This window comes from Kitasatospora sp. NPDC050463 (assembly GCF_040655255.1).
Classification (GTDB): Bacteria; Actinomycetota; Actinomycetes; order Streptomycetales; family Streptomycetaceae; genus Kitasatospora.
Genome location: NZ_JBFAJO010000043.1, coordinates 1 through 22,038 on the forward strand (window position 1 = coordinate 1; position 22,038 = coordinate 22,038).

Below are 22,038 nucleotides of genomic sequence, written 5' to 3' on the forward strand. Positions count from 1 at the left end.
CCGAACTGGACGAGATCCTCGAACCGCTGTGGGCCATGCGCCCGGGTTACGAACCCGAGGACAAGAAGAAGAAGGCGGACCGTCAGGACGCCCGACGGCGATCCGCCCGACAGTGATCCGCCCGGCATCGATCCGGTCGGCTCCGGGCCACCGCTGAGGAGCAGTGCGGCGGTGACCACCGTGACCAGGCCGGCTCCCGCCAGCAGCCCGGGCCGACGGCCGGGGCGACGGCCGAGGAGACGGCCGAGGCGACCCTCCCCGGCCGCCCCGGGCCGCTCCGCCGCCGCGGCCAGCAGCTCGGCCCCCAGGGCGGCGAGGTCCACCCGGGCCCGCTCCGCGCGGTCCGCCGCCAGGCAGGCCGCGACGGCCGGGCGACGGCGCGCGGGCAGCGCGTCGTCCAGTCGCAGCGGGGCCGCGCCGCGCGCGTAGGCCTGCGCGGCGAGCGAGCGGGCGCGGGCGGTGGCGCCGAGGAAGGGGTGCAGCCCGCCGGTGAGCAACTGGTGGGCGACGACGCCGAAGGCCCAGATGTCGGCGCTCGGCCGCACCACGACGCCGCGGACACCGGTGCGCTGGGACCACCACTCGGGTGGAACGTGGTCGGGCGAGCCGAGCGGCGGGCCGTAGGCGTGGGTGCCCTCCAGTTCGGCGGTGAGGCCGAAGTCGGCGAGTTTGGCGGTGCCGTCCGGCATCAGCAGGATGTTGCCGGGCTTGAGGTCACCGTGCACCCAGCCCGCGGCGTGCATGTGGGCGAGGCCGGCGCAGATCCCGGCGAGGATCCGTTCGGCGCCGGGGACGGGGGTGTGCGGCCGGGCGTCGGCGAGAACGTCCTGGAGGCTGGCGGCGGCGCGTTCCATCACCAGGGCCAGGGCGCCGTCTAGCCGTGGGTGCGCGGGGTCGTCGACGGTGACGACGGCGAGTGTGCGGATCAGGTTCGGGTGGTCCGCGCGGCGGCTGAACCGCATCTCGCTGCGCGCGATCTGCGCCATGGTGCGGCGCTGGCCGGGGCTGAGCCGGGCCGGGCAGAGGAACTTGACCGCGAGGTCGGCCGGCCGGCCAGGCCGGTGGGCGGCGTAGACGCTGCCCCAGGCGCCGGCGCCGATCGGCTCGCCGATGCGGTACCCGGCGACGGCGTAGCCGAACGGCACGTCGAAGGGCGGTTCACCGGGCCGCACTGATCCCCGGTCACCGGGCCGGACGGGCGACGACACGACGGGGTCAGCCGACCCGCCGGGGTGGGAGCAGGGCCAGGTGCTCCTCCCGTACGAGGTCGAACCTCAGGGCCAGGGCGACGAGTTCCTCCCGCTTGCCGCCGCCCCGGGCCGCCTCCTCCGCGATCTCGTCGGGTGCCTCGCGCAGCCGCAGTTTGGTGGCCACCAGGTAGTCGATGTGGTAGTTGACGGCGGATCGGGTGAGCCCCTGGCAGGAGGGCAGGGCGCGCAGCCGGGCCAGCACGTCGGTGACGCCGGGGACGAAGGCGGCGGACGGCGAGCGCAGTCGGGGCTCGCAGAGGGCGAGCAGGACGAGGAAGTACTTGGAGGTCGGGTCGAGGGCGAACGGGCTGACCGTCAGCTCCCCCTCGTCGGTGGCCGGTTCGCCCTCCAGATAGGCGTGTTGGGGTGCGAAGACCTTGAACGCGGCCGGTCCGCCGAGGGCCGGCAGGAGGACCCGGGAGAACTCGAACGGCACCGGCGCGCCCAGCCGGCCGGGGGCCACCTTGACGTGCTCGCCGGCCCCTTCGAGGTTCTCCACCACATACGTCGCGGAGGCGCTGAAGTTGGAGAGCCGCCAGTAGTCCTCGGCGGCGGTGATCTCGCCGGCGCGGCGCGAGACGCCCTGGTCGGCGAGGGGGATGGCGAGCGGTCGGCCGGGCTCACCGCGCCCGAACTGCGCGACCTCGCCCGGGCCCAGGTGCAGCAGCGCCGGGCGGCCGGGCGGCGCCGCGCGCCCACCGGACGGCCCGGGCCGCCCGCCGATCGGTGCGGGTCGTCCGCCAGGCCGGGCTTGGGGGCGGGGTTCGGGCAGTTGCACGATGACCGTGTCCATGCAGGCCACCTCCGTAGGTCGCGTCGATCGTAGCCGTCCGAACGGCCTCGCGCCGGTCCGCCACCCGTACGAGTGAATGGGGTACCCGACGAGTACGGCGTCGCGCGCGACGGCGCCAACCATGCTGCCCCGGAAAGGACTTGACACTCCACCGGCCCGGCCCGGGACCGGCACCGCGCTGCGCGGGGCAGACCAGGGCCGACCGGGCCGCCGGCAGCCGGGGCGCCCGGGCGCCCCGGGGTCGCACGACCGGAGTCCGGGCCACCGGTTGCGGTACGTAGTTGAACCGTCACCTTGAGTGTGACGCAGCGCACATATGGCATGCCCATGAAATGTGCAAGACTCATCCCACGGAGTGAGATTCCCTTGATTTCCAAGGAGGTTCATATCATGCGCGCTCGGATCGCAGCCCTGATGGTCGCGGTGGCAGGGATCACGGCGTCGATGGCCACCCCGGCCTCGGCGGCGACGACGACGAACGGGACCGGTGCCGCGGCGTGTACCGCCGTGGTCGACCACCCCTGCGTCTGGCTGGAGAAGGACGGCGGAGGAGTCGTCGGGGTGGCGCAGGTGTCGCCGTCCTCCCCCGCCCAGCTGACGCTGGTTCGGGTCGAGGTCAGGACGCAGCGGGCCTGGGGCAGCCCGTGGGTCACCGTCGCCTCGGCGACCACCGTCACCAACGGCTTCGCCAAGGCCGTCACGCCGCGCGTGGTCACCAAGGACCTCCGGATGATCTGCGCGGTCGGCGGCCCGGCCCGGGAGGCCTCGGAGCACGTCACCACCTGCACCGGCCCGTTCTGATCCACCGAAGAACCCGCAAGACCCCGAAGATCCCCCGTGACACCGCGGGGCAGACCGGGGATCCACGAGCCGGGGCCGTCGGGCCCCTCTCCGGGGTCGGCCGCCGGGTCCGCAACCGGCGGCCGACCCACCCGCGCACGACGCACCGCCGCGTCGGCGCATCCCCGGGCACGAGGCACCGCCGATCCGGGAACGGCGCACCCGGGACCGCCCGAGCCGCCCGGACCGGCCCGCCGAGCAATCCCCCACCAGCAGCCACTCAGGAAGCTCCCGGCCCGCACTCAGGCCAAGCGCGCGCCGACAATGCGCCAACCTCCCCCCGCAACCCGCCCGCCGTGCGCAACCCTCCTCGGAGCATGGGACTTTGCACTATCTTGGCAAACCGGGGAGCGGGGCGGGCCGCCCACCCGGCAGGCGTGCGCCGAGCGGCGGATCCTGCCCGCGTGCCGTTGCCCGACTCCCGCCACCGCAGTGCCGACGGGAGCGCTCGTGGCAGTGCTCACGGGGAGGAGGGGGAGCGTGTCGATGCCCGAGGGGACCACGCGTTCGACCGGGGCCGGCGAAGGCCCGACCGCCAGGGCGGCAGGCCCGACCGACCAAGCCGGCACCGTGGCCGGGACCAGCGCCGCGGCCGGCGTCCCGCCGGGCGGCCGGCTCGCCGACCGCCGGAGCAGCGTCGACGCGGTGCTGCGCAACTCCCCGATCCAGCCGCTGTTCCGGCTCGCCGCCACCCGCCGCCTCGCCGTCCTCGCCTACCACGGTGTGGACGACCCGCGGGCCTTCGCGCTCCAGATGGCCCGTCTGGTCCGGATCGCCCGCCCGGTCTCCCTGGCCCGGGTCGAGCAGGCCGTCCGCTCCGGGCGTCCGCTGCCGGCCCGCAGCGCGCTGGTCACCTTCGACGACGGCGACCGCAGCGTGCTCACCGAGGCCCTGCCCGTGCTGACCCGGCTCCGGATCCCGGCGGCCGCCTTCGTGGTCACCGAACTCATCGACACCGACCGGCCGTTCTGGTGGTCCGAGGCCGCCTACCTGGCCTCCCACGGCGGCCGCGCACGCAGCCTGGCAGGCTGCGCTCCCGGCGCGGTGGTGCGCCGGCTGAAGACCCTGCCCGACGGTGACCGCCGCACCGCCCTCGCCGAGCTGCGCGAGAGCGCCCGCACCCCCGCACCACGGCAGGAGCAGCTCACCCGGCACGACCTGCTGACACTGCACCGCTCCGGCGTCGCGATCGGCAACCACAGCGCCGGCCACCCCTGCCTCGACCAGTGCGACGACGCCACGCTGTACGACGAGATCAGCAGCTCCCATCACGCGCTCACCGGCTGGCTCGACGGCGAGGAGCCCACCGCCTTCGCCTACCCCAACGGCAACGTCGACCAGCGCGCCGACGCCGTGCTGCGCCGGCTCGGCTACCGGGTCGGCTTCCTGTTCGACCACCGGCACGACCGGCTGCTGCCCGGACACCCACTGCGGATCAGCCGTCTTCGGGTGAACTCCACCACCAGCCGGGACAGGTTCGACACAATTCTCTCCGGGCTTCACCCGGCCGTGCACCGACTGCGCGGCGGCGTCTGAACGACACGTGGGGGCGGGGCGTTGGGGACGACGGAGGGCGAGACGACGGGCACGGACACGCCGGGAACGACTGCGGCGACCGGGGCGACCAGCCGGGCGTCCGGCCCCGTCCGGTACCGGACGGCCGCACTGCCGGCGGAGGTGCTGGACGGCTGGCGGGAGCTGGCCGCCGCCGATCCGGGCGGCTCGTGGTTCACCACACCGGAGTGGGCGCTCTCCTGGTGGGAGACGCTCGGCGCGAAACAGGGCGCCGGCGAGGTCACGGTCTGGCGCGAACCGGACGGCCGGGTGAGCGCCGTCGTCCCGCTGCTGCGCACCCGGCGACGGCTGCATCCGCGCACGCCGCTGAGCGTCCCCTGTCTGACGGTGCTCGGCTCCGGCCCCGGCGCGGCCGACCACTGCGGCGTCACCGCCGCGCCCGAACGGCGCGCCGAGGTCACCGCCTGGCTGGCGTGCCGCGCCCGGCGGGCGACGCTGCTGTTCACCGATCTCGACCTCGGCCAGGGCCCGCTGCTGCCGGCCGGTGCGGTGGAGGTCGGCCGCACCCCGTGCCCGCGGGTCGACCTCACCGCGGGCCCGGACGCGCTCGGCTCCCGCCAGTTCCGCGCCGATCTGCGCCGCTACGGCCGCAAGCTCGCCGCCGAGGGGATCACCTTCCGCTGGGTCGCGCCGGCCGTCGGGGACGGCGAACTCGCCGAGCGGTACGGCCTGTTGCACACCGTGCTCCGACTGCACCGGCTGCGCCGGGCCGCGCTCGGCCTCCCGACCACGTTCGACGCGGCCCGCGCGCCGCTGCACGTCCGGCTGATCGAGCGCTCGGCCGCCACCGGGCGCGGCGAGGGCCCGGCCTTCCTGGTCGCCGAACGGGCCGGGGAGGTGGTCGGCGTCCTCTACGGGTTCCGCTGGCGGGACACCTTCGCCTACTACCAGATCGGCTGGGACCAGACCTGGGCACCGCTGCGGCTCGGCACGGCGGTGATCGCCGAAGCCGTCCGGGCGGCCGCCGGGCAGGGCCTCAGTACCTTCGACTTCCTGCGCGGCACCGAGCCCTACAAGTACCGCTTCGGCGCGGTGGACCGCGAGGACGTCTCCTGGCTGGTGCCGCACGGGCTCTCCGGCGCGCTGCTCGGCCTCAAGTACCGGGCCAAGGAGGCCCGGCGGGGCTGACCGCCGGCCACCGACGGTGCACCATCGACGGCGGTCGGGGCGGGCAACAGCCGTCGGCGCGCTCCGGGCGGGGGCACAACGGCCGGGGCCGGAGCACAACTGTCGGGGCAGGAGCGCAACTGCCAGGGCGGGAACGCAACCGCCGGTCACGGCACGCGAGCCGGATGCCGCGCTCGTGGCGTTCGGAGGTCCACCCACTCCTCGCCACTATCAAGATATAGCCCAAGGGGGGCCTTGCGGCAAGGCCCCGGTACCGGCGCAAAATGGTCGACCAAAGGCCGGAACCTGCGGAAATGGCGGCCTTCACCAGGTACACATCCGTTTGTCGTCCTATCGGTCCCGCAGGGACGCGGTACCGCCGACGTGGCGCGCAGCGCGCGGTGGCACGGCCTCGGGTGCGCCGCCCCGGGTGAGCGCACCGCCGGACCGCGCGGAACGACGGCCGGCCGAAATCCAATCTCGTTGAATGGGCGTTCAGATGATTGACGTGATCGTGGTCGGCGGCGGACCGACCGGGCTGATGCTGGCCTGCGAGTTGCGGCTGGCCGGAGTGCGGGTGGTCGTGCTGGAGAGGTCGGCGGAGCCGAGCAGGCAGTCCCGCGGTCGCGGCCTGCACGCGCGCAGCGTCGAGATGATGGACCAGCGGGGGTTGCTGGACCGGTTCCTCGCGGTCAGTGACACGTTCCAGGTCGGCGGGTTCTTCGGCGGCATCCACAAGCCGTGGCCGGACACCCTGGACACCGCGCACCCGTACGGCCTCACCGTCCCGCAGCAGATCACCGAGCAACTGCTCGACGAGCGCGCCCTGGAACTCGGTGCCGAGATCCGGCGCGGCTGCGAGGTGGTCGGGCTGAGCCAGGACGAGGACGGGGTGACCGTCGGGCTGGCGGACGGCACGCAGCTGCGCTCGCGCTACGCCGTCGGGTGCGACGGCGGCCGCAGCGCGGTGCGCAAGCTGCTCCGCGTCGGCTTCCCCGGTGAGCCCTCCACCGTCGAGACACTGCTGGGCGACATGGAGGCGACCGCGGATCCCGCGACGATCGCCGCCGTCGTCGAGGAGGTCCGGCGGACCCAGTTGCGGTTCGGCGCCGTCCCCGACATCGACGGGAACAAGGGCGTGTACCGCATCGTCGTGCCCGCCGACGGAGTGGCCGAGGACCGGACGACCGCGCCGACCATCGACGACTTCCGCCAGCAGCTGCGGGCCTTCGCGGGCACCGACTTCGGCGTGCACTCGCCGCGCTGGCTGTCCCGGTTCGGCAACGCCACCCGGCAGGCCGAGCGCTACCGGGTCGGCCGGGTACTGCTGGCCGGGGACGCGGCCCACATCCACCCGCCGACCGGTGGACAGGGCCTCAACCTCGGCATCCAGGACGCGTTCAACCTCGGCTGGAAGCTGGCCGCCACGGTCGACGGCCGGGCGCCGGAGGGACTGCTGGACAGCTACCACGCCGAGCGGCACCCGGTCGGCGCCGCCGTGCTGGACAACACCCGCGCGCAGATCACGCTGATGGGCACCGAGCCGGGCGCGGTCGCGCTGCGCGCCCTGCTGTCGAAGCTGATGGACTTCGAGGACGTGAACCGCTACGTGACCGGGATGATCACCGCGGTCGAGGTCCGCTACGACCTGGGCGAGGGCCACGACCTGCTCGGCCGGCGGCTGCGGGACGTGCGGCTGAAGCGGGGCCGCCTCTACGAGCTGATGCACGACGGCCGCGGTCTGTTGCTCGACCGGACCGGCCGGCTCTCGGTGGCGGGCTGGGCGGACCGGGTCGACCACGTCGTCGACCCGAGCGAGGAGCTGGACGTGCCCGCGGTGCTGCTGCGGCCGGACGGCCATGTGGCGTGGGTCGGTGACGATCAGCAGGAGTTGATCGACCGGCTGGCCCGGTGGTTCGGCACTCCCGTCGGCTGAACACGCGTCAGCTGAACACGCGGCAGCGGGCCGGTCCCCCCTGTGGAGCGGCTCCGCCCCGCCGTTCACACGACGGGGCGGAGCCGCGGACCGAGGGGATCAGCCGCAGCTGATCAGCAGCGCCAGGGTCGCCGAGCAGGTGCGGGACGCCCGGTCGTTGGCCGCCACCGGGTCGGTGGGCGCGCTCGCGGTGCGGGCGGCGGTGACGGTGAAGGTCCGACCGAGGTTGAGCAGGCCCACGTGGACCGTCAGGTGCCGGGTGACGCTCGTCCCCTTCGCCAGCGGACCGGCGATCGTGCAGGTCAGCTTGCCGGCCGCGACGGTGCAGTCGGTGGAGGAGGAGGTGAGGCCGGCGGGCAGATCGGCGGTGACCGTCGCCGAGGTCACCGTTTCGGGGCCCTGGTTGGTCACGGTGAGGGTGTAGTCCACCCGCCCGGAGAGCAGGCCGCCGACCGGGTTGGCGCTGAGCGCGACCGCGAGGTCGGCGGTGGGCGCGACGTAGGTGAAGCGCCCGGCCGGGACGACGGCGCTGCTGCCGCCGGCCGTGGTGACCCGGACGTCGACGGCCCCGCCGGCGGAGGCGGCGGGCGCGGTGGCGGTGCAGCTGGTCTCCGTGCAGGAGAAGGCGGTGGCGTTCCCGGCGGCGCCGAAGCTCACGGCGGTCGCCCCGGCCAGGTCGGTACCGGTGACGGTGACCGTCGTCCCGCCCGCCTGCGGGCCGGACGACGGGCTGACCCCGGTGACCACCGGCACCGGCAGCGGGAAGCGCAGCACCGTCACGGCGCCGGAGGCGAAGTCGGCGAGGTAGCCGCGCCGCCCGTCGGGCGTGAGGGCGAGCGCGTACGGGTTGGTGGCGACCGGCACCGTCGCGGTGATCGAGCGGTCCGCGGTGGCGATCGCGCTCAGGGTGCCGTCCGTGTAGTTCGAGGCGTACGCGGACTTCCCGTCGGGCGAGAGCGCGACCGAGAACGGGTTGGCCCCCACCGTCACCGTCCCCACGACGGTGCGGCTCGCCGTGTCCAGCACGCTGACGGTGTCGTCGCCCCCGTTGGCCGTCCAGAGGCGGCTGCCGTCGGAGCTCAGCGCCAGGCCGAAGACGCCGTGTCCGACGGGGACGCTGGCGCTCACCGTGTTCGTCGCGGTGTCGATGACGTCCACCGTCCGGGCGCCCGAGGCGGCCACGTAGACGTGCGCGCCGTCCGGGGAGACCGCCACGCCGTGCGGTTCGGCGCCGACCGGGACGGTCGCGGTGACGGTGTTGCTCGCGGTGTCCAGCACGCTCACCGCCGAGGCACCGGCGCTGCTGACGTACGCGTGGGCGCCGTCGGGCGCGACCGCCACGCCGAAGGGCTCGGCGCCGACCGGGACGGTGGCCGTCACGGTGTTGCTCGCGGTGTCCAGCACGCTCACCGCGCCGTCGAGGTGGTGGGTCAGGTAGGCGTGCCGCCCGTCCGGGGCCCAGGCGGCGGCGTAGGAGCCGGTTCCGGCCGTGAAGGTGCCGGACACCGCGCCGGTGACGGCGTCGAGCACCGTGACGGTGCCGCTGCTCTGGCTGGTCACGTACGCCCGGCTGCCGTCCGGCGCGAGCGCGACGCCCGCCGGGTAGGGCGCCACGGCGACGGTGGCCGTCACGACGGGCGCGGGCGCGACGGCCCAGGCAGTGCCGGGCTGCACCAGCAGCGCGGCCGTGGCCGCGCCGGTGGCGACCACGGCCGTCCAGGTGCGGCTCGGGGAACGGCTTATTCTCACGGGGGGATTTCTCCAGACTCGTCGGAGCATCGGGGGAACGCTCGGCACAGGGGCGGTTCCGCGGCCACTGAGGCCGCCCGAAGCGTAGAAGGCTGTTTGACGGACCGTCATCAGTTGACCGGGATTGTCGCCAAGTGTTTGGAAATGGTCGCCACCCGAAACCGCTCCCGGGGGCGACACCTGCCGTCCCCCACGGCCCGGCGGCGGCCAGGTGGCGGACCGGCGCCGATCGGGAGCAGCCTGGAGGGAGCCGATCAGGACGTCCCCCGGGGAGCGGCCATGGACGAGACCGACGTACTGGTGGTGGGCGCGGGCCCGGTCGGGCTGACGGCCGCCGCCGAGCTGCGGCGCCACGGGGTCGACTGCCGGATCGTGGACCGGCTGGACCGTCCGCAGCACTACGCCAAGGCCGTCGGAGTCCAGCCGCGCACCATGGAGGTGTGGGACGCCATGGGCATGGTCCGGGCGGCCCTCGACGAGGCCGTCCCGATGCACGGCCAGCTCCTCTTCGTCGACGGGCGGCCCGGCCCCCGGGTCGATCTCACGCTGCCGCCCGACATCCCGTACACCTTCGCCGCGCTGCCCCAGTACACGACGGAGCGGCTGCTCACGGAGCACCTCGCCGGATACGGCACGCACGTCGAGCGCGGCGTCGAGCTGGTCTCCGTCGAGCAGGACCCGGACGGCGTGCGGGCCCTGCTCCGCACCGCCTCCGGGCGGCAGGAGGTCCGGGCGCGCTACGTGGTCGGCTGCGACGGCGCGCACAGCCTGGTCCGCAAGGCCGCCGGCCTGCGCTTCGAGGGCGACGCCTTCCCCGAGCAGTACATGCTGGGCGACGTCGAGGTCGACTGGGACCTCCCCGCCGGGTACGGCATCCGCGCCACCCATCACGGCGCGGACGGCCGGGTGGACGACGTGCTGGTCTGCATCCCGCTCCCCGGCCGGGGGCGGTACCGGATGTCGATGACGGTGCCGGACGAGCTGGCCCGCGACGGCGGCCCGGGGGACGGTGTGGAGCACGGGCTGGAGAGCGGAGCGGCCCCCGAACTGCGGCACATCCAGGCCGTGCTGGACCGGCTCTCGCCACAGCCGACGCAGGCCTCGGCACTGCGCTGGTCCTCCACCTTCCGGATCAGCCACCGCCTGGTGGACCGCTACCGGGCCGGGCGGCTCTTCCTGGCCGGCGACGCCGCCCACATCCACCCGCCCACCGGGGCCCAGGGCATGAACACCGGCATCCAGGACGCCTACAACCTCGCCTGGAAACTCGCGCTCGCCGTCCGGGGCATCGGCGCGGACGGCCTGCTGGACAGCTACCACGCCGAACGGCACCCGGTCGGCGCCGAGGTCGTCGGCCGGACGGTGCGGCACGCGCGGGCCGGCGTGCCGGCGGATCCCGGGGACCTGGAAACGATCCTGCGGCGGGAGGCGCAGTTGCTGGTCGGCTACCCGGAGAGCCCGCTCGTCGAGCCCGCCACTGGTGCGGGAGCGCCCGCACCCGGCGAGCGGGCACCCGACTGCCGGGGGCTGGAACGGGCGCTCGCGAACCACCCGTTCAGGCTGTTCGACCTGCTGCGCGGCCCGCGCCACACCCTGCTGTTCCACGTCGACGCCGCCACCCCGGACGAGCACGTGACCACCTGCGCGGTGGCCGCCCTCTCCACGGCCCACGGACTGCTGGACGTCTACGCGGTGCTCGCACCGGACGCACCCGCACCACAGTGGCGACTGCCCACCGCCCGGGACGCCGGGGGCCAGTTCCGCAGCGCCTACGCGGCCCGCCCCGGCGAGGCGTTCCTCGTCCGCCCCGACGGCCATCTCGCCGGGCGGTTCCACCCGCCCACCCCGGAGGGCCTGGTGGGCGGCCTGCGGCGCACCTTCGGCGCGGGGTGAACGTCGGCGATCAGGCGCTCGGGGGGCTGCCGGCGCCGAGCAGCTGCCGCCACAGCGTCTCCGGCGCCAGGCGCGTCCGGTAGTCGAAGAAGAGGCTCAGCTCGCCGTTGCCGTCCGCGAGCGAGTCCAGGGTGCGGTGTCGCGCGGCATCCTCCAGGAAGCGGGGCTCGTCCCACGGGGCCGTCAGCATCGCGACCGGGACGGCCGGGGGCTCGCTCGGGCCGATGTACAGCACCCAGCAGGCCATCTGCGGGAAGTAGCCCGAGACCGCGACCTGTCGCACGAACTCGCCGAGCGTGGAGGAGCCGTCGGGCTGCCGGACGTACTCGTGGGGGGCGTCCACGTCGTCCCCCATGGCGACGCTGGCACGCGTGAGAGTTACTCGCATGGGGCCAGCGTAGCGACTATTCGTCATTATGACGACAACCGAGCGCCGCGCTCCTCGCCCGACCCGCCGACAGTCATGGGCTTGTCGAATATCGATATGCTCCGCTACCTTGAGCATATCGAAATTCGATGGGGAGGAACGTAGTGAACACACGACTCACGAGGACCCTGGCCTCGGCGACCTTTGCGCTGGCGGTACTCTGCGGGCTCACCTTCCTCGGCACAGGGGTCACGCACCTGCTCGACGACGGGGCGGTCTGCGTGCAGACGGGCTTCTGGGCCAACGCCCCACTGGCGGACGACCTCCACCTGGGCAACGGCGCGGAGGCGGCCGCCAGCGCCACGCGCCTGTGCCAGGACAGCCCCTCCATGGGGCAGCGCGCCGCCGACCTCGGGGGCAGACTGCCCTGGCCGCTCTTCGGCACCCTCGCGCTGCTGCTCTTCTCCCGGCTGCTGAAGACCGTCACGCGGCAGGGGCCGTTCACCGATTCGGTGTCGCGACAGCTCTCCGCCCTCGGCTGGTTCGTCACCGCGGGCACGCTGGTGACCGGCCTCGTCGCCGGCTGGTCGCAGTCCTGGCTCGTCGACAGCATGGCGCCGATCGTGGGTTCCGGACCGACCCTCTCCGGACCGCTGGTGCTCGTCCTCGCCGGCCTCGCCGCAGTGATCATGGGGAAGATCATGCGCGAGGGCGTGCGCATGCGAGAGGACCTCGAAGGGACCATCTGATGGCCGACGAGGAACACCACGCGATCCGGATCCACCTCGACCGCCTCCTCGCCGAGCGCGGCATGACGCTGACCGAGCTGTCGGCGCAGGTCGGCATCACCGTCGTCAACCTGTCCGTACTCAAGAACGACCGGGCCAAGGCCATCCGCTTCTCGACCCTGTCGAGGATCTGCGAGGTCCTCCAGTGCCAGCCGGGGGACCTGATCACCCACGAACCCGCCCCCGACGGACGCTCCTCCCCGTAGCCGGCCCGACCGTCTCCGGCCCGACCCGCTCCGGTGCCCCGCGTCCGCCGCTCCCGGCGGACGCGGGGCGTCCCTCATCACCGGCTCGCCACGGCGATGGTTCCGTCCACTCCAGGTCGACCTGGCGCCGTTTCGGTGTCAGTCCCTGCTGGGACAATGAGGTAAGAACGCCGGCGGGGGCCGCCTTCGGGCGCGACATGCGACCCGGTACGCCGGGTGCGCCGACAGGCCTCTTCCGGCGCTACTGGGGGGAGTTGAAGAATGACGGGCTGGCTGATCTTCTTCATCGTCGTGGGAGTCGTCGGGTTCGGCATCAAAGCCGTCCTGGGACAGGGCGACAAGCGCAGGAAGTCCCGCTACCGGGGCGGCGACGGCGGCAGCAGCAACTCCGGTGGAGGGTGCGGCGGCGGCGGGTGTGGCGGAGGCGGCTGCGGTGGAGGGTGCGGCGGCAGCTGAGCGGGTCGACCGGGCGACACGGGGAACGGAGAAGGCGTGCTTCCGCGAACATTCTCACGGCGCATCAACCGCGTGCAGTCGGCGGTCGATGCGCTCGAACTCCCCCCGGCCGTCTACAAGACCTGCCCGTTCCAGCCCCGGGAGCTGGTGGAGACCGGGCTACGGCAGTGGTTGCGGTGCTGCGGCGCCGCGGTCCTGGACCGGCAGATCATCGGCATGCCCTCGTTCGCCGTCGACGAGGCGTGGCACGGACTGATCCTGTGCACCCAGCGCTACGCGGCCTTCTGCCAGGCGGCCTACGGACGCTTTCTCCATCACCACCCCCGGGACGGCGAGCTGCCCGGGAACGCGAAGCGGGCGGGATCGATGCCAGAACAGTTGCACCGCACCGCCGTGGCCTGGTCGTTCGTGGCCCGCCCCGGCGAGGAATGCGTCCTGTGGGACCTGGACGTACGGGTTGGTGTGCCCGAGCCGTGGGGCCGGACGAGCCACGCATAGCGGTCCCCGACCGGCATGCCGGTCGGGGACCGCAGGCGACAATCGGTCAGACCGTGCCGAACTCGCCGGCCTGGACACCGGCGACGAACGACTGCCAGGCGTCGGACGGGAAGACGAGTGCAGGGCCCTCGGGGTCCTTCGAGTCACGGACGGGGACGAGTCCGGGGAAGTCGGCTGTCACCTCCACGCAAGTCCCCCCGTTGTTGCTGTAGGAAGCCTTGAACCACATTGCTTTGGACAGGTCTAGGCCGTTCATGACGTTCCTTTCACGCCTGGCGGATCATCTCCAGAGACGCGGCTTTCGGCAGCGCTTCCACTGCTAGCTGATGGTAGTCCCTCTCCAGGACCCTGGCGGTTTCGCTCTGCCGGACAAGGAATCCGCGTAGCTGGCACTCCGAGTAGGCGAGCAAGGACCGGTCCGCCATGGACAGCAACGTGACCACCATCGTGAAGGGCAGCTCCTCCGCGAGACTGTAGGGGGCGATCTGGATAGTGAGGTTGGGCCTGCTCGCCAGCTCCTCCAGGTGCCGAAGTTGGCGACTCATCGCCTTCTGCCCACCCACTGGACGCCGCAGGCAGCCTTCGTCCAGGACGAAGTGGAGCCATGGCAGCGGCTTGCGGTCGAGCAACTTCTGCCTGGTCAGCAGGAAGTTGAGCCGATCGTCCGCCTGCTCTTGCGTGATCCTTCCGCGTCGTACAGCGGCGGCCGCGAACGCCGCCGCATACTCCTGGGTTTGCAGCAGCCCGGGGACAACGCCGAGTTCGAAGTGCCGGATCTCGACCGCCTTCGCCTCCTGAGCTGCGTATTCGGGGAATCCTTCGAGGAGCGAGGTGTTGCTGAGGTTCCAGAACATCAGCTCCAGTGTCCCGCCGGTCTCAAGCACATTGTCAGCCTGGATGGCGAATGGCTGAGTGGGATTGCGTGTAGCTCTTTCGATGCTCGACACGAGCGTGTCGCTGTACCCGATGAGCTCCGCCAGACCCACCTGGGTCAACCCTTTCGCCTCCCGCGACCTGCGAAGTTGGACTCCGAACGCAGCAGCGGGAGATGACGTCGGGTCAAGATCGGTACGCCGCATGATCGATCACCTTTCCGATCCTGAATCCCACATGAGCAAAGTGTCCAGTGCGAAGCCTTCCGATCGTAGCCCCGTCCACCCCACCATGGATACAGGTCGTAACGATCCAAGCGCTCAGCGCAATCAAGGAGCCCTCATGCCCAGCCCCCCCCCCCCCCCCCGTATGCCCGCGTACCAGCCCGCCGTGGGCGAGGTCGTCCGCGACCTCGCCCACCGGTCCCCCAGCGGGCAGCCCACCGAGGCCGTCTACATGGACACCCTCGGCGGCGCGGCCTACCTCAGGCCCGAAGCCGGCGGGTGCGAGTGGACCACGGGCCCCGACCACATCCGACCGCTCGACAACCCCCGCTTCGTGGCCGTCCAGCACCGGAGCCATCCCCGCGCCAACGACGCGGCGTGAGCCCGGACTTCAGGCTCGTCACCGCCGCCCTCGCCGTGCCGACGCTCAGCGCCGGCGCCGCCGCGCTCGTCTGCTGGCCGATCCTTGACGGACCCCTCGGTCCCCAACTCCTCATCTCCGGAGTGATCCTCGCGACCGGCGTCGCCACCGGCCTGCCTGCCTGCTTCACCTGGCTGTCGGCGGCCGCACCCGGCCGCTGAGCCCTCGAACTCCCGCGTGCCGGTGTGGTGCGCGCACGCGGGAAGCCCGGCCCGGCTCGCGACCCCAGCCGCGAGCCGGGCCGGGCACTCATCGACTTCCATCGAAAGGAACCCGCGATGCTGTACCCGCTGCCCGAGATCCTCACCAACCCGCCCCGCCGCCGCCTCGGCCACCAGGCCCTCGTCCTCAACACCGACGGCGCCGTCCTGCTCGTCGAGACCACCTACAAGAACGGCTGCACCCTCCCCGGCGGCAGCGCCGAGCGCAACGAACTCCCCCACCTCGCCGCCCGCCGTCACACCGAGACCGAAACCGGCCTCGTCCTCCCCCTGCGCAACATCCTCGCCACCGACTACGTCGACGCCCGACTCCTCCCCGAAGGCGTCAACTTCGTCTACTGGGGCGGCCGCCTCACCCGCGCCCAGGAAACCACCGTCACCCGCCACCGACCCCCGGAGCGGATCGTCGCCCTGCACTGGGTCCAGCCCGACCGACTCGCCGACACCATGGCCACCGACCAGCACCGCCGCGCCACCCAGGCCCTCACCGCCCTCGCCCGCGGCGCCCACCTCCCCTTCCTCCTGCGCGGCATCCCCGCCGAGTAGCGGCGGCTACTCCTCGCCGTAGGGGCTCCGCATGGTCAGGAATCGGATCTCCAGGTCGCTGGCCAGGTAGTCCATCCGGCTCTCCCGGAAGGCGCGGAGGTGCGGCAGGGCCAGGTGGGCGTCGAGGTCGGCCTGGCTTCGCCACGCCTCGTAGAAGACGAAGACGCCGGGCTCGTCGCGATCCTCGTGGAAGTGGTACTCCAGGCAGCCCGGCTCCTGCCGGGTGGGCGCGACGAAGGAGAGCAGCAACTCCTTCATTTCATCAGCCCGTTCGGGCTTCGGGCGGGCGATTCCGACGAGCGTGACCAACTGATCCATCCGCGTTCTCCCTCACACAAGGTACGACTTCAGTCGTACCTTGCGGGACAGTACCCCTCCCGAGAGGTACGATTCAAGCCATACCTGAGGGAGGTCACCATGCCCGACGAGGAAGGGCACCCGACCGTCGAGGAGATCGAGCTCGGCAAGGTGCTGTCCGCGCTCGCCGATCCGCTGCGCCGCCGGGTGGTGCGCGAGCTGGCCGACGCGCCCGACGGCACGGCGCGCACCTGCAGCTCCTTCGCCCTGCCCGTCTCGAAGGCGACGGTCACCCACCACTTCCGCACACTGCGCGAGGCCGGGCTGATCCGCCAGGTCGACCGGGGCAACAGCCGGATGGCCGACCTCCGTCGGGCCGACATCGACGCCCGCTTCCCCGGCCTGCTAGCCATCCTGACCGCCGAGACCGGAGCTCACTGATCACCGGGCCGCGCCACCGACCACACCTGGCGCGGCCCGACCGCCTGGCGGGAGTAACGAACCCGCAACTGGTTGGTGAACACCTGCCGACAGTCACGCGCCTTCGCAACCCGCCTGACACCCTGTCAGTCGTGGATTCCGCCCATGCGTTCGAAGAGCCTCCACTCGGAATCGCGGGCAAACGCCCGTTCTTCCTGGCCCGCCGGCGATTCCGGAGAATCGCCGCCCTTCCCCTCGCCGTCCTCGTGCTCGCCACCGGGGGACTCGCCCTCACCGGCAACCTCCCGTTCCCGGGAGTGCCCGTGGTCGAGCTGAAGGGACGCGTGGCCTCCAAGGCCGACCTCTTCACGGATCCGGAGGTGCAGCGGATCCTGATGCGCCACCGGATCAAGGTCACGGTGGACGTCGCCGGGTCGCGCCAGGTCGCGGAGGGTGACCTCGGTTCGTACGACTTCGTCTTCCCCTCCGGACAGGCGGCGGCCGACACCATCAAGTACCGCCGGGAAGAGGCGCACGCGTACGCGAAGATCAAGCTGCCGTTCACCAGCCCGCTCGTCATCGCGACCTACCGGGCCTACGCCGAGGCTCTGGTCGGCAGGGGTGCGGCGACGCCCCAGGGCACCCCCTCCGCCGACACCCTGTACTACGACCTCGACCTGGCCAAGTTCCTGGACCTCGCCCGCACCAACACGACCTGGAACGACCTCGGGCTCAATCCGGGCAGGATCAACAGCAACGTCGTCACCGCCTACACCTCGCCGTACTGCGACTCGAACTCCGCAGAGACCTACATCAGCCAGGTCGCCTTCACCCAGAACGGCGACCGCGCACCGGACGAGACGTCTGCCGACGCCGTGGGCGAGGCCATCAAGCCACTGCTGGAGGCCCAGGGACGCCCGGCCAGCGACCGCTTCGACTCCTTCGTCAGCGGTGAGGACTCCGTACCCACCCCGGTGATCTACGAGCACCAGTACCTCGCCTACCAGCTCCGCCACCAGGCGGCGAAGGGCAGACCCGACACCACGCGCGTACTGCTCTACCCGGACAGCGCGTTTCTGACCAAGCCGCGCATCATCGCGCTGAAGCCCCGGGCCGACCAACTGGCCGACCTCATCGACTCCGACCCCGAGCTGCGCAGACGGGCAACCGAGCTCGGCTTCCACGCGGGCCCGGACCTCCACGGCCAGGACCTGCTCCGGACCTTCCTGGGGGACCAGCACCTGCCCGTACCCGCCACGGTCAACCGCACCCGCGCCCTCCTGCCCTCGCCGGAGGTCCTGGAGACCATCCTCCAGACCGTCGCCGGGTGCAAGCGCATCCTCTCCTGACCGCCCCTGTGACAAGGAAGCGACGGCCATGTCCAAGCTCTGGTTCGGCGAGTGGTGGCTCCCCCTGTCCGTCTGGGCGGCAGCTGTCGCGAGCCTGGTCTTCCTCATCGTGTACTGCTACCTGGAACTGCGCGCCCAACGGATCACGGGGCTGGACCTCACCCAGGGCATCTGCGTCTACCTGGACGATTCCGCCATCACCGACAGCTACCAGATGGGCCGTCACTCCGCGGCCCTCGTCCAGGCGGTCGAGCACCAGACCAACGGCGGCTACACGGTCAGCGCCACCACCCCGGACGGCACGCTGGGCTTCGAGAAGACCCGGGGGGAACAACTGATCACCAACTACGTCCAGACCCACACCCCCATCGAGGTGATCGGAATCCTCGTCGCCGCCATCGAGAAGGGGAACGGCATCGTCCACGCCAACCTCAAGACCGGCACCGTCCGCAAGAACGCGGCGCTCGTGAAGCTGCTGAGCGATCTCGGCCAGTCCGACCCGCTGCCCAAGAGCACCCTGCTGAGCCACGTCGAGGACTACGTGCTGGTCAAGGGAAGATTCCGGCTGGCCGCCCGGACCTCCGAGGACCCGAGCGGCACCACCGTCTTCATCGCCCCCTACGCCGGCATCGGTACCGCCGTCCCCGCGGCCCGTGTCCGCCTGGCCTGCGCCAACGCGGGCCTGCGCCGGCACACTCCCGCCGCCGAGTTCTCCGGCAGCTGCCTGGGGAAGGTCAGGGACTGGAACGCCGAGGACGGCGCCCTGGACATCCACCCGGTCGTCATCTTCCAGTGACCGGGCGGGTCCGACGCGACGAGCACGCCGCCCACGCACGGCCCGGGACTCGTCGGTAATTCGTTTCGCGCGTTGCCCCGGTGCCCCTACTGTGGCGCGGTGATGACTCAGGTGATCGTTCTCAACGGTGGTTCCAGCTCGGGGAAGTCCGGGATCGCGCGGTGTCTGCAGGCGGTCCTGCCGGACCCGTGGCTGGCCCTGGGGACGGACACCCTGGTCGAGGCGATGCCGGCGTCCATCCAGACGTCGGACGGCGGGATCGCGTTCGCTCCGGACGGAGAGGTGACCGTCGGGCCGGAGTTCCGGGCACTGGAGGCGGCATGGCTGGCGGGGATCGCCGCGATGGCCCGCGCGGGGGCCCGGGTCGTCGTCGACGAGGTCTTCCTCGGTGGAGCGGACTCGCAGCAGCGGTGGCGGAAGGCCCTGGGCGAGCTGCGGGTGCTGTGGGTCGGCGTCAGGTGTGACGCCGCGGTTGCCGCAGGCCGTGAGGTCGCCCGAGGCGATCGGATCACCGGCATGGCCGCCTCCCAGGCGGAGCTGGTCCACCGGGGCGTGGCCTACGACCTGGAGGTGGACACCACGCACACCGAGTCGATGGAGTGCGCACGGACCATCGCCGCACACGTCGAGTGACCGGCGGCCCGGATCGGGGCCGCAGTCGCCGGCGCCGGTGCCGGTCGACGGCACGTCGCCGACTCGCTGTTGCCGCGCCACCTCGGAACCGGGGGCGACCGACGGAACTCCGCTCCCCCTCGCGCTGGACGGACGTCCGGGGCTATTCCCAGAGCCCGGAACAGCTGTACCCGGTGGTCGACTTCTCCGGCCCGGTTCTGATGTGGAAGCTCGTGATGTGCCCGTGGCAGATGCTGCCGTCGGGTTTGACCTCCAGCAGCCGCGCGTCGACGAGGAGGCGGTTGACCTCCCGTCCCTCGGCCTCGGTGATGCGCCTGAGGAACTCGCGCGGCGCCTGGTGGAACTCGTCCCAGTCCTCCTCGGTGAACTCGACCTCCCAGAACTCGATCTGGTGATCCTCCTCCTGGTACCTGGGCACGAACTTGGCCATGGTTGATCACCTCGCAATCGTGAACGGTCCCGCAGTTCCAGGCTTCCGCCGGCGGACTCCCCCTGCAACTGCGGTCACGTCGGGTCACCGGTGAGCGCGGCCGCTCCGGGCCGGAACCCCGGCGGGGCCCTCCTCCACCACCACGCCCGGCGAGTGGGGCTCCAGGTCCCGGAAGAAGCGCCGCGCGTCGATGACGGACTCCGGCGGGTGGACGCCCGGCCGGCGGGCGGTGCCGTCCAGCAGCTGGGCCAGGCCGAGGGCGAGCGGGATGCCGGTGGCCCGGGCCATGTCGGCGAGCAGGCGCGGCCGGGTCTCGGCCGGGCGGGCCAGGACGCTGAGCGGTCGGCCGTCGCGCAGGCCGGTGGCGGCGGCGAAGAACGGCGGCAGCGTCCCGGGCCCGCGCAACCGTGCGGCGCGGGCGCCGGCCGCCAGGGCGCGTCCGAGCGGCGGGTCGGCCAGCAGCGCCGCGGCCGACTCGTTGTCCAGCCTCCCCCGGTCGAGGTCGCGCCGCAGGCCGTCCAGGAAGGCCACGGTGCCCCGGGTGACGACCATCAGGCAGGCCGCGTTCCCGCCGGGCGCGAGGCTGCGGTGCAGGGTGACCGGCTCGGGGTGGCCGACGGTGTACCCGGTGCCGCCGCGGCCGCCCGGCAGGGCCAGCGCGACCGGGCGCAGCGGCGGCCGGCGCACCGGTTCGCCACGCTCGACGACGGCGACGGTGCCGCTGATCTGCTCCATCCAGTGGACGGCGGCGGCGCCCGGCCGGCCGTCCGGCCCGGTGAGCGCCTCACCGGTGTCGGGGACGTCGACCGGCCAGGCGGTGTACACGTCGTGGACGGTGTCGAGCCGGCCTGCGGCGAGGGCGGCGAACAGGTTGGAGATGCCGGGGCTGGCGCCCATCCCCAGGACCGCGGTGACGCCGGAGCGGCGAGCGGCCCCGTCGAGTTCGAGCATCCGGACCGTCGGCTCCCAGTCGTCGCAGAGGTCGAGGTAGTGGGTGCCGGCGCGGATCGCGGCCGCCAGCACCGCCGGTCCGAACCGGTAGTAGGGGCCCACGGTGTTGAGCACGAAGTCCGCTGCGACGAGCGCTGCGTCGAGCCCCGCCGGATCCGTCACATCGAGCCGATGGGCCGTCAATCTCGGTTGGCACGCCTTGAGTTCCTCGACCAGTCGGCTAGCTGCGGCGAAGTCCCGGTCGGCGACGACGAGTTCGTCGACACCGGGCAGGGCCACGGCGGCCCGGACGGCGGCCGCGCCCATGGCTCCGGCGCCACCGAGGGCGAGGATCCTCACCGCCCGCCCCCGATCGGCGCCACGGTCGCCACGAAGCGGCGCAGGTCGTCCAGGTAGCCGTCGGTGAAGACCGAACGCGGCGAGGTGACGGCTAGGAACAGGCCGTACAGCGAGCCGTCCTCGACCTCCGGCCTGGCCAGCCCGTGGGTGGCCGCCGGGTAGCTGCGGACGGTCAACTGGCCCGGCGCGGCGAGGAGTCGGCGGTAGGCGGCTTCGGTGTCCGCGATGTCGACGTTGCGGTCCCGGCCGCCAAGCACCAGGAGGACGGGCACCTTGAGCGCAGCCAGGCCGGCGGTGGCGTCGGCGGTGTGGTTCTTCAGGACGAACCGCCAGCGCGCGGGCGTCAGGTCGCCCAGGTCGGCACCGACGGCGACCCGGGCCTGCTCGTACGTGGCCCCCTTGCGCAGCTGTTCGTTGACGCGCTCCCGGCGGGCGAGTTCGGCGTCGATCCGGCTCTGCGGGGCGTGCTCCTCGGCGAGTTCGGCGAGCAGGTTGTAGCGACCCTGCTGCAACCAGTTCACCGCCGGGGAGACGGCGATCACGAACCGGATGCCGGGCACCCGTTCGGCGATCTCGGGCAGCACCCAGCCGGCCTGGCTGGCTCCCCAGAGGCCGACCCGGTCGGGGTCGACGCCGGGCTGCGACCGGGCCCAGGCGATCGCGGCGGCGGCCTCGTCGGCCCGGTCGTCCATGCTCTGGTCGAGCCAGTCGCCGGGGGCGCCGCCGACGCCGGGCTTGTTCCAGGAGAGCGAGGCGTAGCCGGCCTCGGCCAGGGACTCCCAGATCGGGCGGTAGAAGGTGTCGTGGGTGGCGTCGATCGGCCCGTCGCCGTGGACGAAGACCACCAGGCCGTACGGCCCCTCGCCACCCTCGGGCCGGGCGAGCACGCCGTCCAGTGGCTGCGCGCCGCCGGTGATGGTGACCCGCTGCTCCCGCAGGTCATAGCTGTTCCGGTAGAGCACCCAGCCGCCCGCCGCAGCGATCAGCAGGGCGAGTGCGAGCAGGGAACCGAGCAGCCGCCTGCGCCGAACACGGGGTGTCCGTCGTGCCATCGAGAGGGTCCAATCTATCAAATCCAGA

Annotated in this window: 26 protein-coding genes; 16 read left to right on the plus strand and 10 right to left on the minus strand. The window is 72.7% G+C overall.

What is annotated here, in order from left to right; all coding sequences use genetic code 11:
- Together AB0J08_RS25275 and AB0J08_RS25280 are read right to left on the minus strand one after the other, a co-directional pair.
- A partial coding sequence (locus AB0J08_RS25275) for a serine/threonine-protein kinase (RefSeq protein ID WP_360638556.1) occupies positions 1-1,172 on the minus strand: 1,172 nt, incomplete at its 3' end.
- 43 nt (positions 1,173-1,215) lie between these two features.
- Positions 1,216-2,043, minus strand: coding sequence for a serine/threonine protein kinase (locus AB0J08_RS25280; protein ID WP_360638559.1), 828 nt, complete (start codon positions 2,041-2,043; stop codon positions 1,216-1,218).
- 390 nt (positions 2,044-2,433) lie between these two features.
- On the opposite strand from AB0J08_RS25280, the gene AB0J08_RS25285 reads away from it, so the two are divergent.
- The 4 genes from AB0J08_RS25285 to rox all read left to right on the plus strand — a co-directional run bounded on the left by AB0J08_RS25285 (position 2,434) and on the right by rox (position 7,501).
- Positions 2,434-2,844, plus strand: coding sequence for a hypothetical protein (locus AB0J08_RS25285; RefSeq protein WP_360638561.1), 411 nt, complete (start codon positions 2,434-2,436; stop codon positions 2,842-2,844).
- Between the two features lie 525 nt (positions 2,845-3,369).
- Entirely contained in the window at positions 3,370-4,419 is a 1,050-nt protein-coding gene (locus AB0J08_RS25290) for a polysaccharide deacetylase family protein (RefSeq protein WP_360638751.1), read from the plus strand.
- Between the two features lie 21 nt (positions 4,420-4,440).
- Positions 4,441-5,586 (plus strand): GNAT family N-acetyltransferase, encoded by a 1,146-nt coding sequence (locus tag AB0J08_RS25295; protein ID WP_360638564.1) that lies wholly within the window; start codon positions 4,441-4,443, stop codon positions 5,584-5,586.
- A 478-nt stretch (positions 5,587-6,064) separates the two neighbouring features.
- A complete protein-coding gene (gene rox, locus AB0J08_RS25300; protein WP_360638567.1) occupies positions 6,065-7,501 on the plus strand; it encodes a rifampin monooxygenase in 1,437 nt (478 codons plus the stop codon).
- Positions 7,502-7,600: 99 nt separating this feature from the next.
- Here the strand turns inward: rox and AB0J08_RS25305 are convergent, their stop codons facing one another.
- Positions 7,601-9,250, minus strand: coding sequence for a cytochrome D1 domain-containing protein (locus AB0J08_RS25305; RefSeq protein ID WP_360638569.1), 1,650 nt, complete (start codon positions 9,248-9,250; stop codon positions 7,601-7,603).
- A gap of 279 nt (positions 9,251-9,529) precedes the next feature.
- Between AB0J08_RS25305 and AB0J08_RS25310 the strand changes: the two genes are divergently transcribed.
- Positions 9,530-11,143, plus strand: a complete 1,614-nt coding sequence (locus AB0J08_RS25310) for an FAD-dependent monooxygenase (protein WP_360638572.1) — start codon at positions 9,530-9,532, stop codon at positions 11,141-11,143.
- Between the two features lie 10 nt (positions 11,144-11,153).
- Here the strand turns inward: AB0J08_RS25310 and AB0J08_RS25315 are convergent, their stop codons facing one another.
- Entirely contained in the window at positions 11,154-11,531 is a 378-nt protein-coding gene (locus tag AB0J08_RS25315) for a hypothetical protein (protein ID WP_360638575.1), read from the minus strand.
- 143 nt (positions 11,532-11,674) lie between these two features.
- Between AB0J08_RS25315 and AB0J08_RS25320 the strand changes: the two genes are divergently transcribed.
- From AB0J08_RS25320 to AB0J08_RS25335, 4 genes are all read left to right on the plus strand, one after another.
- On the plus strand, positions 11,675-12,259 hold the full coding sequence (locus tag AB0J08_RS25320) for a DUF2975 domain-containing protein (protein WP_360638578.1): 585 nt from the start codon (positions 11,675-11,677) through the stop codon (positions 12,257-12,259).
- Entirely contained in the window at positions 12,259-12,504 is a 246-nt protein-coding gene (locus AB0J08_RS25325) for a helix-turn-helix transcriptional regulator (RefSeq protein WP_360638581.1), read from the plus strand. The genes AB0J08_RS25320 and AB0J08_RS25325 overlap by 1 nt, the downstream gene beginning before the upstream one ends.
- Positions 12,505-12,765: 261 nt before the next feature.
- Complete coding sequence (locus AB0J08_RS25330) at positions 12,766-12,960, plus strand: hypothetical protein (protein ID WP_360638584.1); 195 nt, start codon at positions 12,766-12,768, stop codon at positions 12,958-12,960.
- A gap of 36 nt (positions 12,961-12,996) precedes the next feature.
- On the plus strand, positions 12,997-13,458 hold the full coding sequence (locus AB0J08_RS25335) for a hypothetical protein (RefSeq protein WP_360638587.1): 462 nt from the start codon (positions 12,997-12,999) through the stop codon (positions 13,456-13,458).
- Between the two features lie 46 nt (positions 13,459-13,504).
- On the opposite strand, the gene AB0J08_RS25340 is transcribed toward AB0J08_RS25335, so the two are convergent.
- Together AB0J08_RS25340 and AB0J08_RS25345 are read right to left on the minus strand one after the other, a co-directional pair.
- Positions 13,505-13,714, minus strand: a complete 210-nt coding sequence (locus AB0J08_RS25340) for a DUF397 domain-containing protein (RefSeq protein ID WP_360638590.1) — start codon at positions 13,712-13,714, stop codon at positions 13,505-13,507.
- 10 nt (positions 13,715-13,724) lie between these two features.
- Positions 13,725-14,537, minus strand: coding sequence for a helix-turn-helix transcriptional regulator (locus AB0J08_RS25345; protein ID WP_360638593.1), 813 nt, complete (start codon positions 14,535-14,537; stop codon positions 13,725-13,727).
- Between the two features lie 136 nt (positions 14,538-14,673).
- Between AB0J08_RS25345 and AB0J08_RS25350 the strand changes: the two genes are divergently transcribed.
- From AB0J08_RS25350 to AB0J08_RS25360, 3 genes are all read left to right on the plus strand, one after another.
- Positions 14,674-14,937: a hypothetical protein gene (locus tag AB0J08_RS25350; protein WP_360638595.1), complete on the plus strand. Its 264-nt coding sequence runs from the start codon at positions 14,674-14,676 to the stop codon at positions 14,935-14,937.
- Positions 14,934-15,137, plus strand: coding sequence for a hypothetical protein (locus AB0J08_RS25355; RefSeq protein WP_360638598.1), 204 nt, complete (start codon positions 14,934-14,936; stop codon positions 15,135-15,137). Before AB0J08_RS25350 ends, AB0J08_RS25355 begins: the two co-directional genes overlap by 4 nt.
- A 117-nt stretch (positions 15,138-15,254) precedes the next feature.
- Positions 15,255-15,743, plus strand: coding sequence for an NUDIX domain-containing protein (locus tag AB0J08_RS25360; protein WP_360638601.1), 489 nt, complete (start codon positions 15,255-15,257; stop codon positions 15,741-15,743).
- Between the two features lie 6 nt (positions 15,744-15,749).
- Here the strand turns inward: AB0J08_RS25360 and AB0J08_RS25365 are convergent, their stop codons facing one another.
- On the minus strand, positions 15,750-16,061 hold the full coding sequence (locus AB0J08_RS25365; protein WP_360638604.1) for a putative quinol monooxygenase: 312 nt from the start codon (positions 16,059-16,061) through the stop codon (positions 15,750-15,752).
- Positions 16,062-16,160: 99 nt separating this feature from the next.
- On the opposite strand from AB0J08_RS25365, the gene AB0J08_RS25370 reads away from it, so the two are divergent.
- The 4 genes from AB0J08_RS25370 (at position 16,161) to cpt (ending at position 19,238) form a co-directional block, all read left to right on the plus strand.
- Entirely contained in the window at positions 16,161-16,481 is a 321-nt protein-coding gene (locus AB0J08_RS25370; RefSeq protein ID WP_360638607.1) for a helix-turn-helix domain-containing protein, read from the plus strand.
- 131 nt (positions 16,482-16,612) lie between these two features.
- Positions 16,613-17,809: a hypothetical protein gene (locus tag AB0J08_RS25375; RefSeq protein WP_360638610.1), complete on the plus strand. Its 1,197-nt coding sequence runs from the start codon at positions 16,613-16,615 to the stop codon at positions 17,807-17,809.
- Between the two features lie 28 nt (positions 17,810-17,837).
- A complete protein-coding gene (locus AB0J08_RS25380; protein WP_360638613.1) occupies positions 17,838-18,605 on the plus strand; it encodes a hypothetical protein in 768 nt (255 codons plus the stop codon).
- A 102-nt stretch (positions 18,606-18,707) separates the two neighbouring features.
- Positions 18,708-19,238: a chloramphenicol phosphotransferase CPT gene (cpt, locus tag AB0J08_RS25385; protein WP_360638754.1), complete on the plus strand. Its 531-nt coding sequence runs from the start codon at positions 18,708-18,710 to the stop codon at positions 19,236-19,238.
- A 142-nt stretch (positions 19,239-19,380) separates the two neighbouring features.
- On the opposite strand, the gene AB0J08_RS25390 is transcribed toward cpt, so the two are convergent.
- The 3 genes from AB0J08_RS25390 to AB0J08_RS25400 form a co-directional block, all read right to left on the minus strand.
- Entirely contained in the window at positions 19,381-19,668 is a 288-nt protein-coding gene (locus tag AB0J08_RS25390; protein ID WP_360638616.1) for a hypothetical protein, read from the minus strand.
- Positions 19,669-19,752: 84 nt separating this feature from the next.
- A complete protein-coding gene (locus tag AB0J08_RS25395; RefSeq protein WP_360638619.1) occupies positions 19,753-20,958 on the minus strand; it encodes a saccharopine dehydrogenase NADP-binding domain-containing protein in 1,206 nt (401 codons plus the stop codon).
- Positions 20,955-22,010 (minus strand): alpha/beta hydrolase, encoded by a 1,056-nt coding sequence (locus AB0J08_RS25400; RefSeq protein ID WP_360638622.1) that lies wholly within the window; start codon positions 22,008-22,010, stop codon positions 20,955-20,957. The genes AB0J08_RS25395 and AB0J08_RS25400 overlap by 4 nt, the downstream gene beginning before the upstream one ends.
- Between the last annotated feature and the right edge of the window lie 28 nt (positions 22,011-22,038).

What these genes read in the sequence shown, in the direction of transcription:
- cpt (WP_360638754.1), top strand. Translation starts at nt 18,708, where the DNA reads ATGACTCAGGTGATCGTTCTCAACGGTGGTTCCAGCTCGGGGAAGTCC.
- AB0J08_RS25370 (WP_360638607.1), top strand. Translation starts at nt 16,161, where the DNA reads ATGCCCGACGAGGAAGGGCACCCGACCGTCGAGGAGATCGAGCTCGGC.
- AB0J08_RS25350 (WP_360638595.1), top strand. Translation starts at nt 14,674, where the DNA reads ATGCCCAGCCCCCCCCCCCCCCCCCGTATGCCCGCGTACCAGCCCGCC.
- AB0J08_RS25345 (WP_360638593.1), bottom strand. Translation starts at nt 14,537, where the DNA reads ATGCGGCGTACCGATCTTGACCCGACGTCATCTCCCGCTGCTGCGTTC.
- AB0J08_RS25360 (WP_360638601.1), top strand. Translation starts at nt 15,255, where the DNA reads ATGCTGTACCCGCTGCCCGAGATCCTCACCAACCCGCCCCGCCGCCGC.
- AB0J08_RS25290 (WP_360638751.1), top strand. Translation starts at nt 3,370, where the DNA reads ATGCCCGAGGGGACCACGCGTTCGACCGGGGCCGGCGAAGGCCCGACC.
- AB0J08_RS25325 (WP_360638581.1), top strand. Translation starts at nt 12,259, where the DNA reads ATGGCCGACGAGGAACACCACGCGATCCGGATCCACCTCGACCGCCTC.
- AB0J08_RS25380 (WP_360638613.1), top strand. Translation starts at nt 17,838, where the DNA reads ATGTCCAAGCTCTGGTTCGGCGAGTGGTGGCTCCCCCTGTCCGTCTGG.
- AB0J08_RS25400 (WP_360638622.1), bottom strand. Translation starts at nt 22,010, where the DNA reads ATGGCACGACGGACACCCCGTGTTCGGCGCAGGCGGCTGCTCGGTTCC.
- AB0J08_RS25285 (WP_360638561.1), top strand. Translation starts at nt 2,434, where the DNA reads ATGCGCGCTCGGATCGCAGCCCTGATGGTCGCGGTGGCAGGGATCACG.
- AB0J08_RS25365 (WP_360638604.1), bottom strand. Translation starts at nt 16,061, where the DNA reads ATGGATCAGTTGGTCACGCTCGTCGGAATCGCCCGCCCGAAGCCCGAA.
- AB0J08_RS25330 (WP_360638584.1), top strand. Translation starts at nt 12,766, where the DNA reads ATGACGGGCTGGCTGATCTTCTTCATCGTCGTGGGAGTCGTCGGGTTC.
- AB0J08_RS25280 (WP_360638559.1), bottom strand. Translation starts at nt 2,043, where the DNA reads ATGGACACGGTCATCGTGCAACTGCCCGAACCCCGCCCCCAAGCCCGG.
- AB0J08_RS25390 (WP_360638616.1), bottom strand. Translation starts at nt 19,668, where the DNA reads ATGGCCAAGTTCGTGCCCAGGTACCAGGAGGAGGATCACCAGATCGAG.
- AB0J08_RS25315 (WP_360638575.1), bottom strand. Translation starts at nt 11,531, where the DNA reads ATGCGAGTAACTCTCACGCGTGCCAGCGTCGCCATGGGGGACGACGTG.
- AB0J08_RS25340 (WP_360638590.1), bottom strand. Translation starts at nt 13,714, where the DNA reads ATGAACGGCCTAGACCTGTCCAAAGCAATGTGGTTCAAGGCTTCCTAC.
- rox (WP_360638567.1), top strand. Translation starts at nt 6,065, where the DNA reads ATGATTGACGTGATCGTGGTCGGCGGCGGACCGACCGGGCTGATGCTG.
- AB0J08_RS25310 (WP_360638572.1), top strand. Translation starts at nt 9,530, where the DNA reads ATGGACGAGACCGACGTACTGGTGGTGGGCGCGGGCCCGGTCGGGCTG.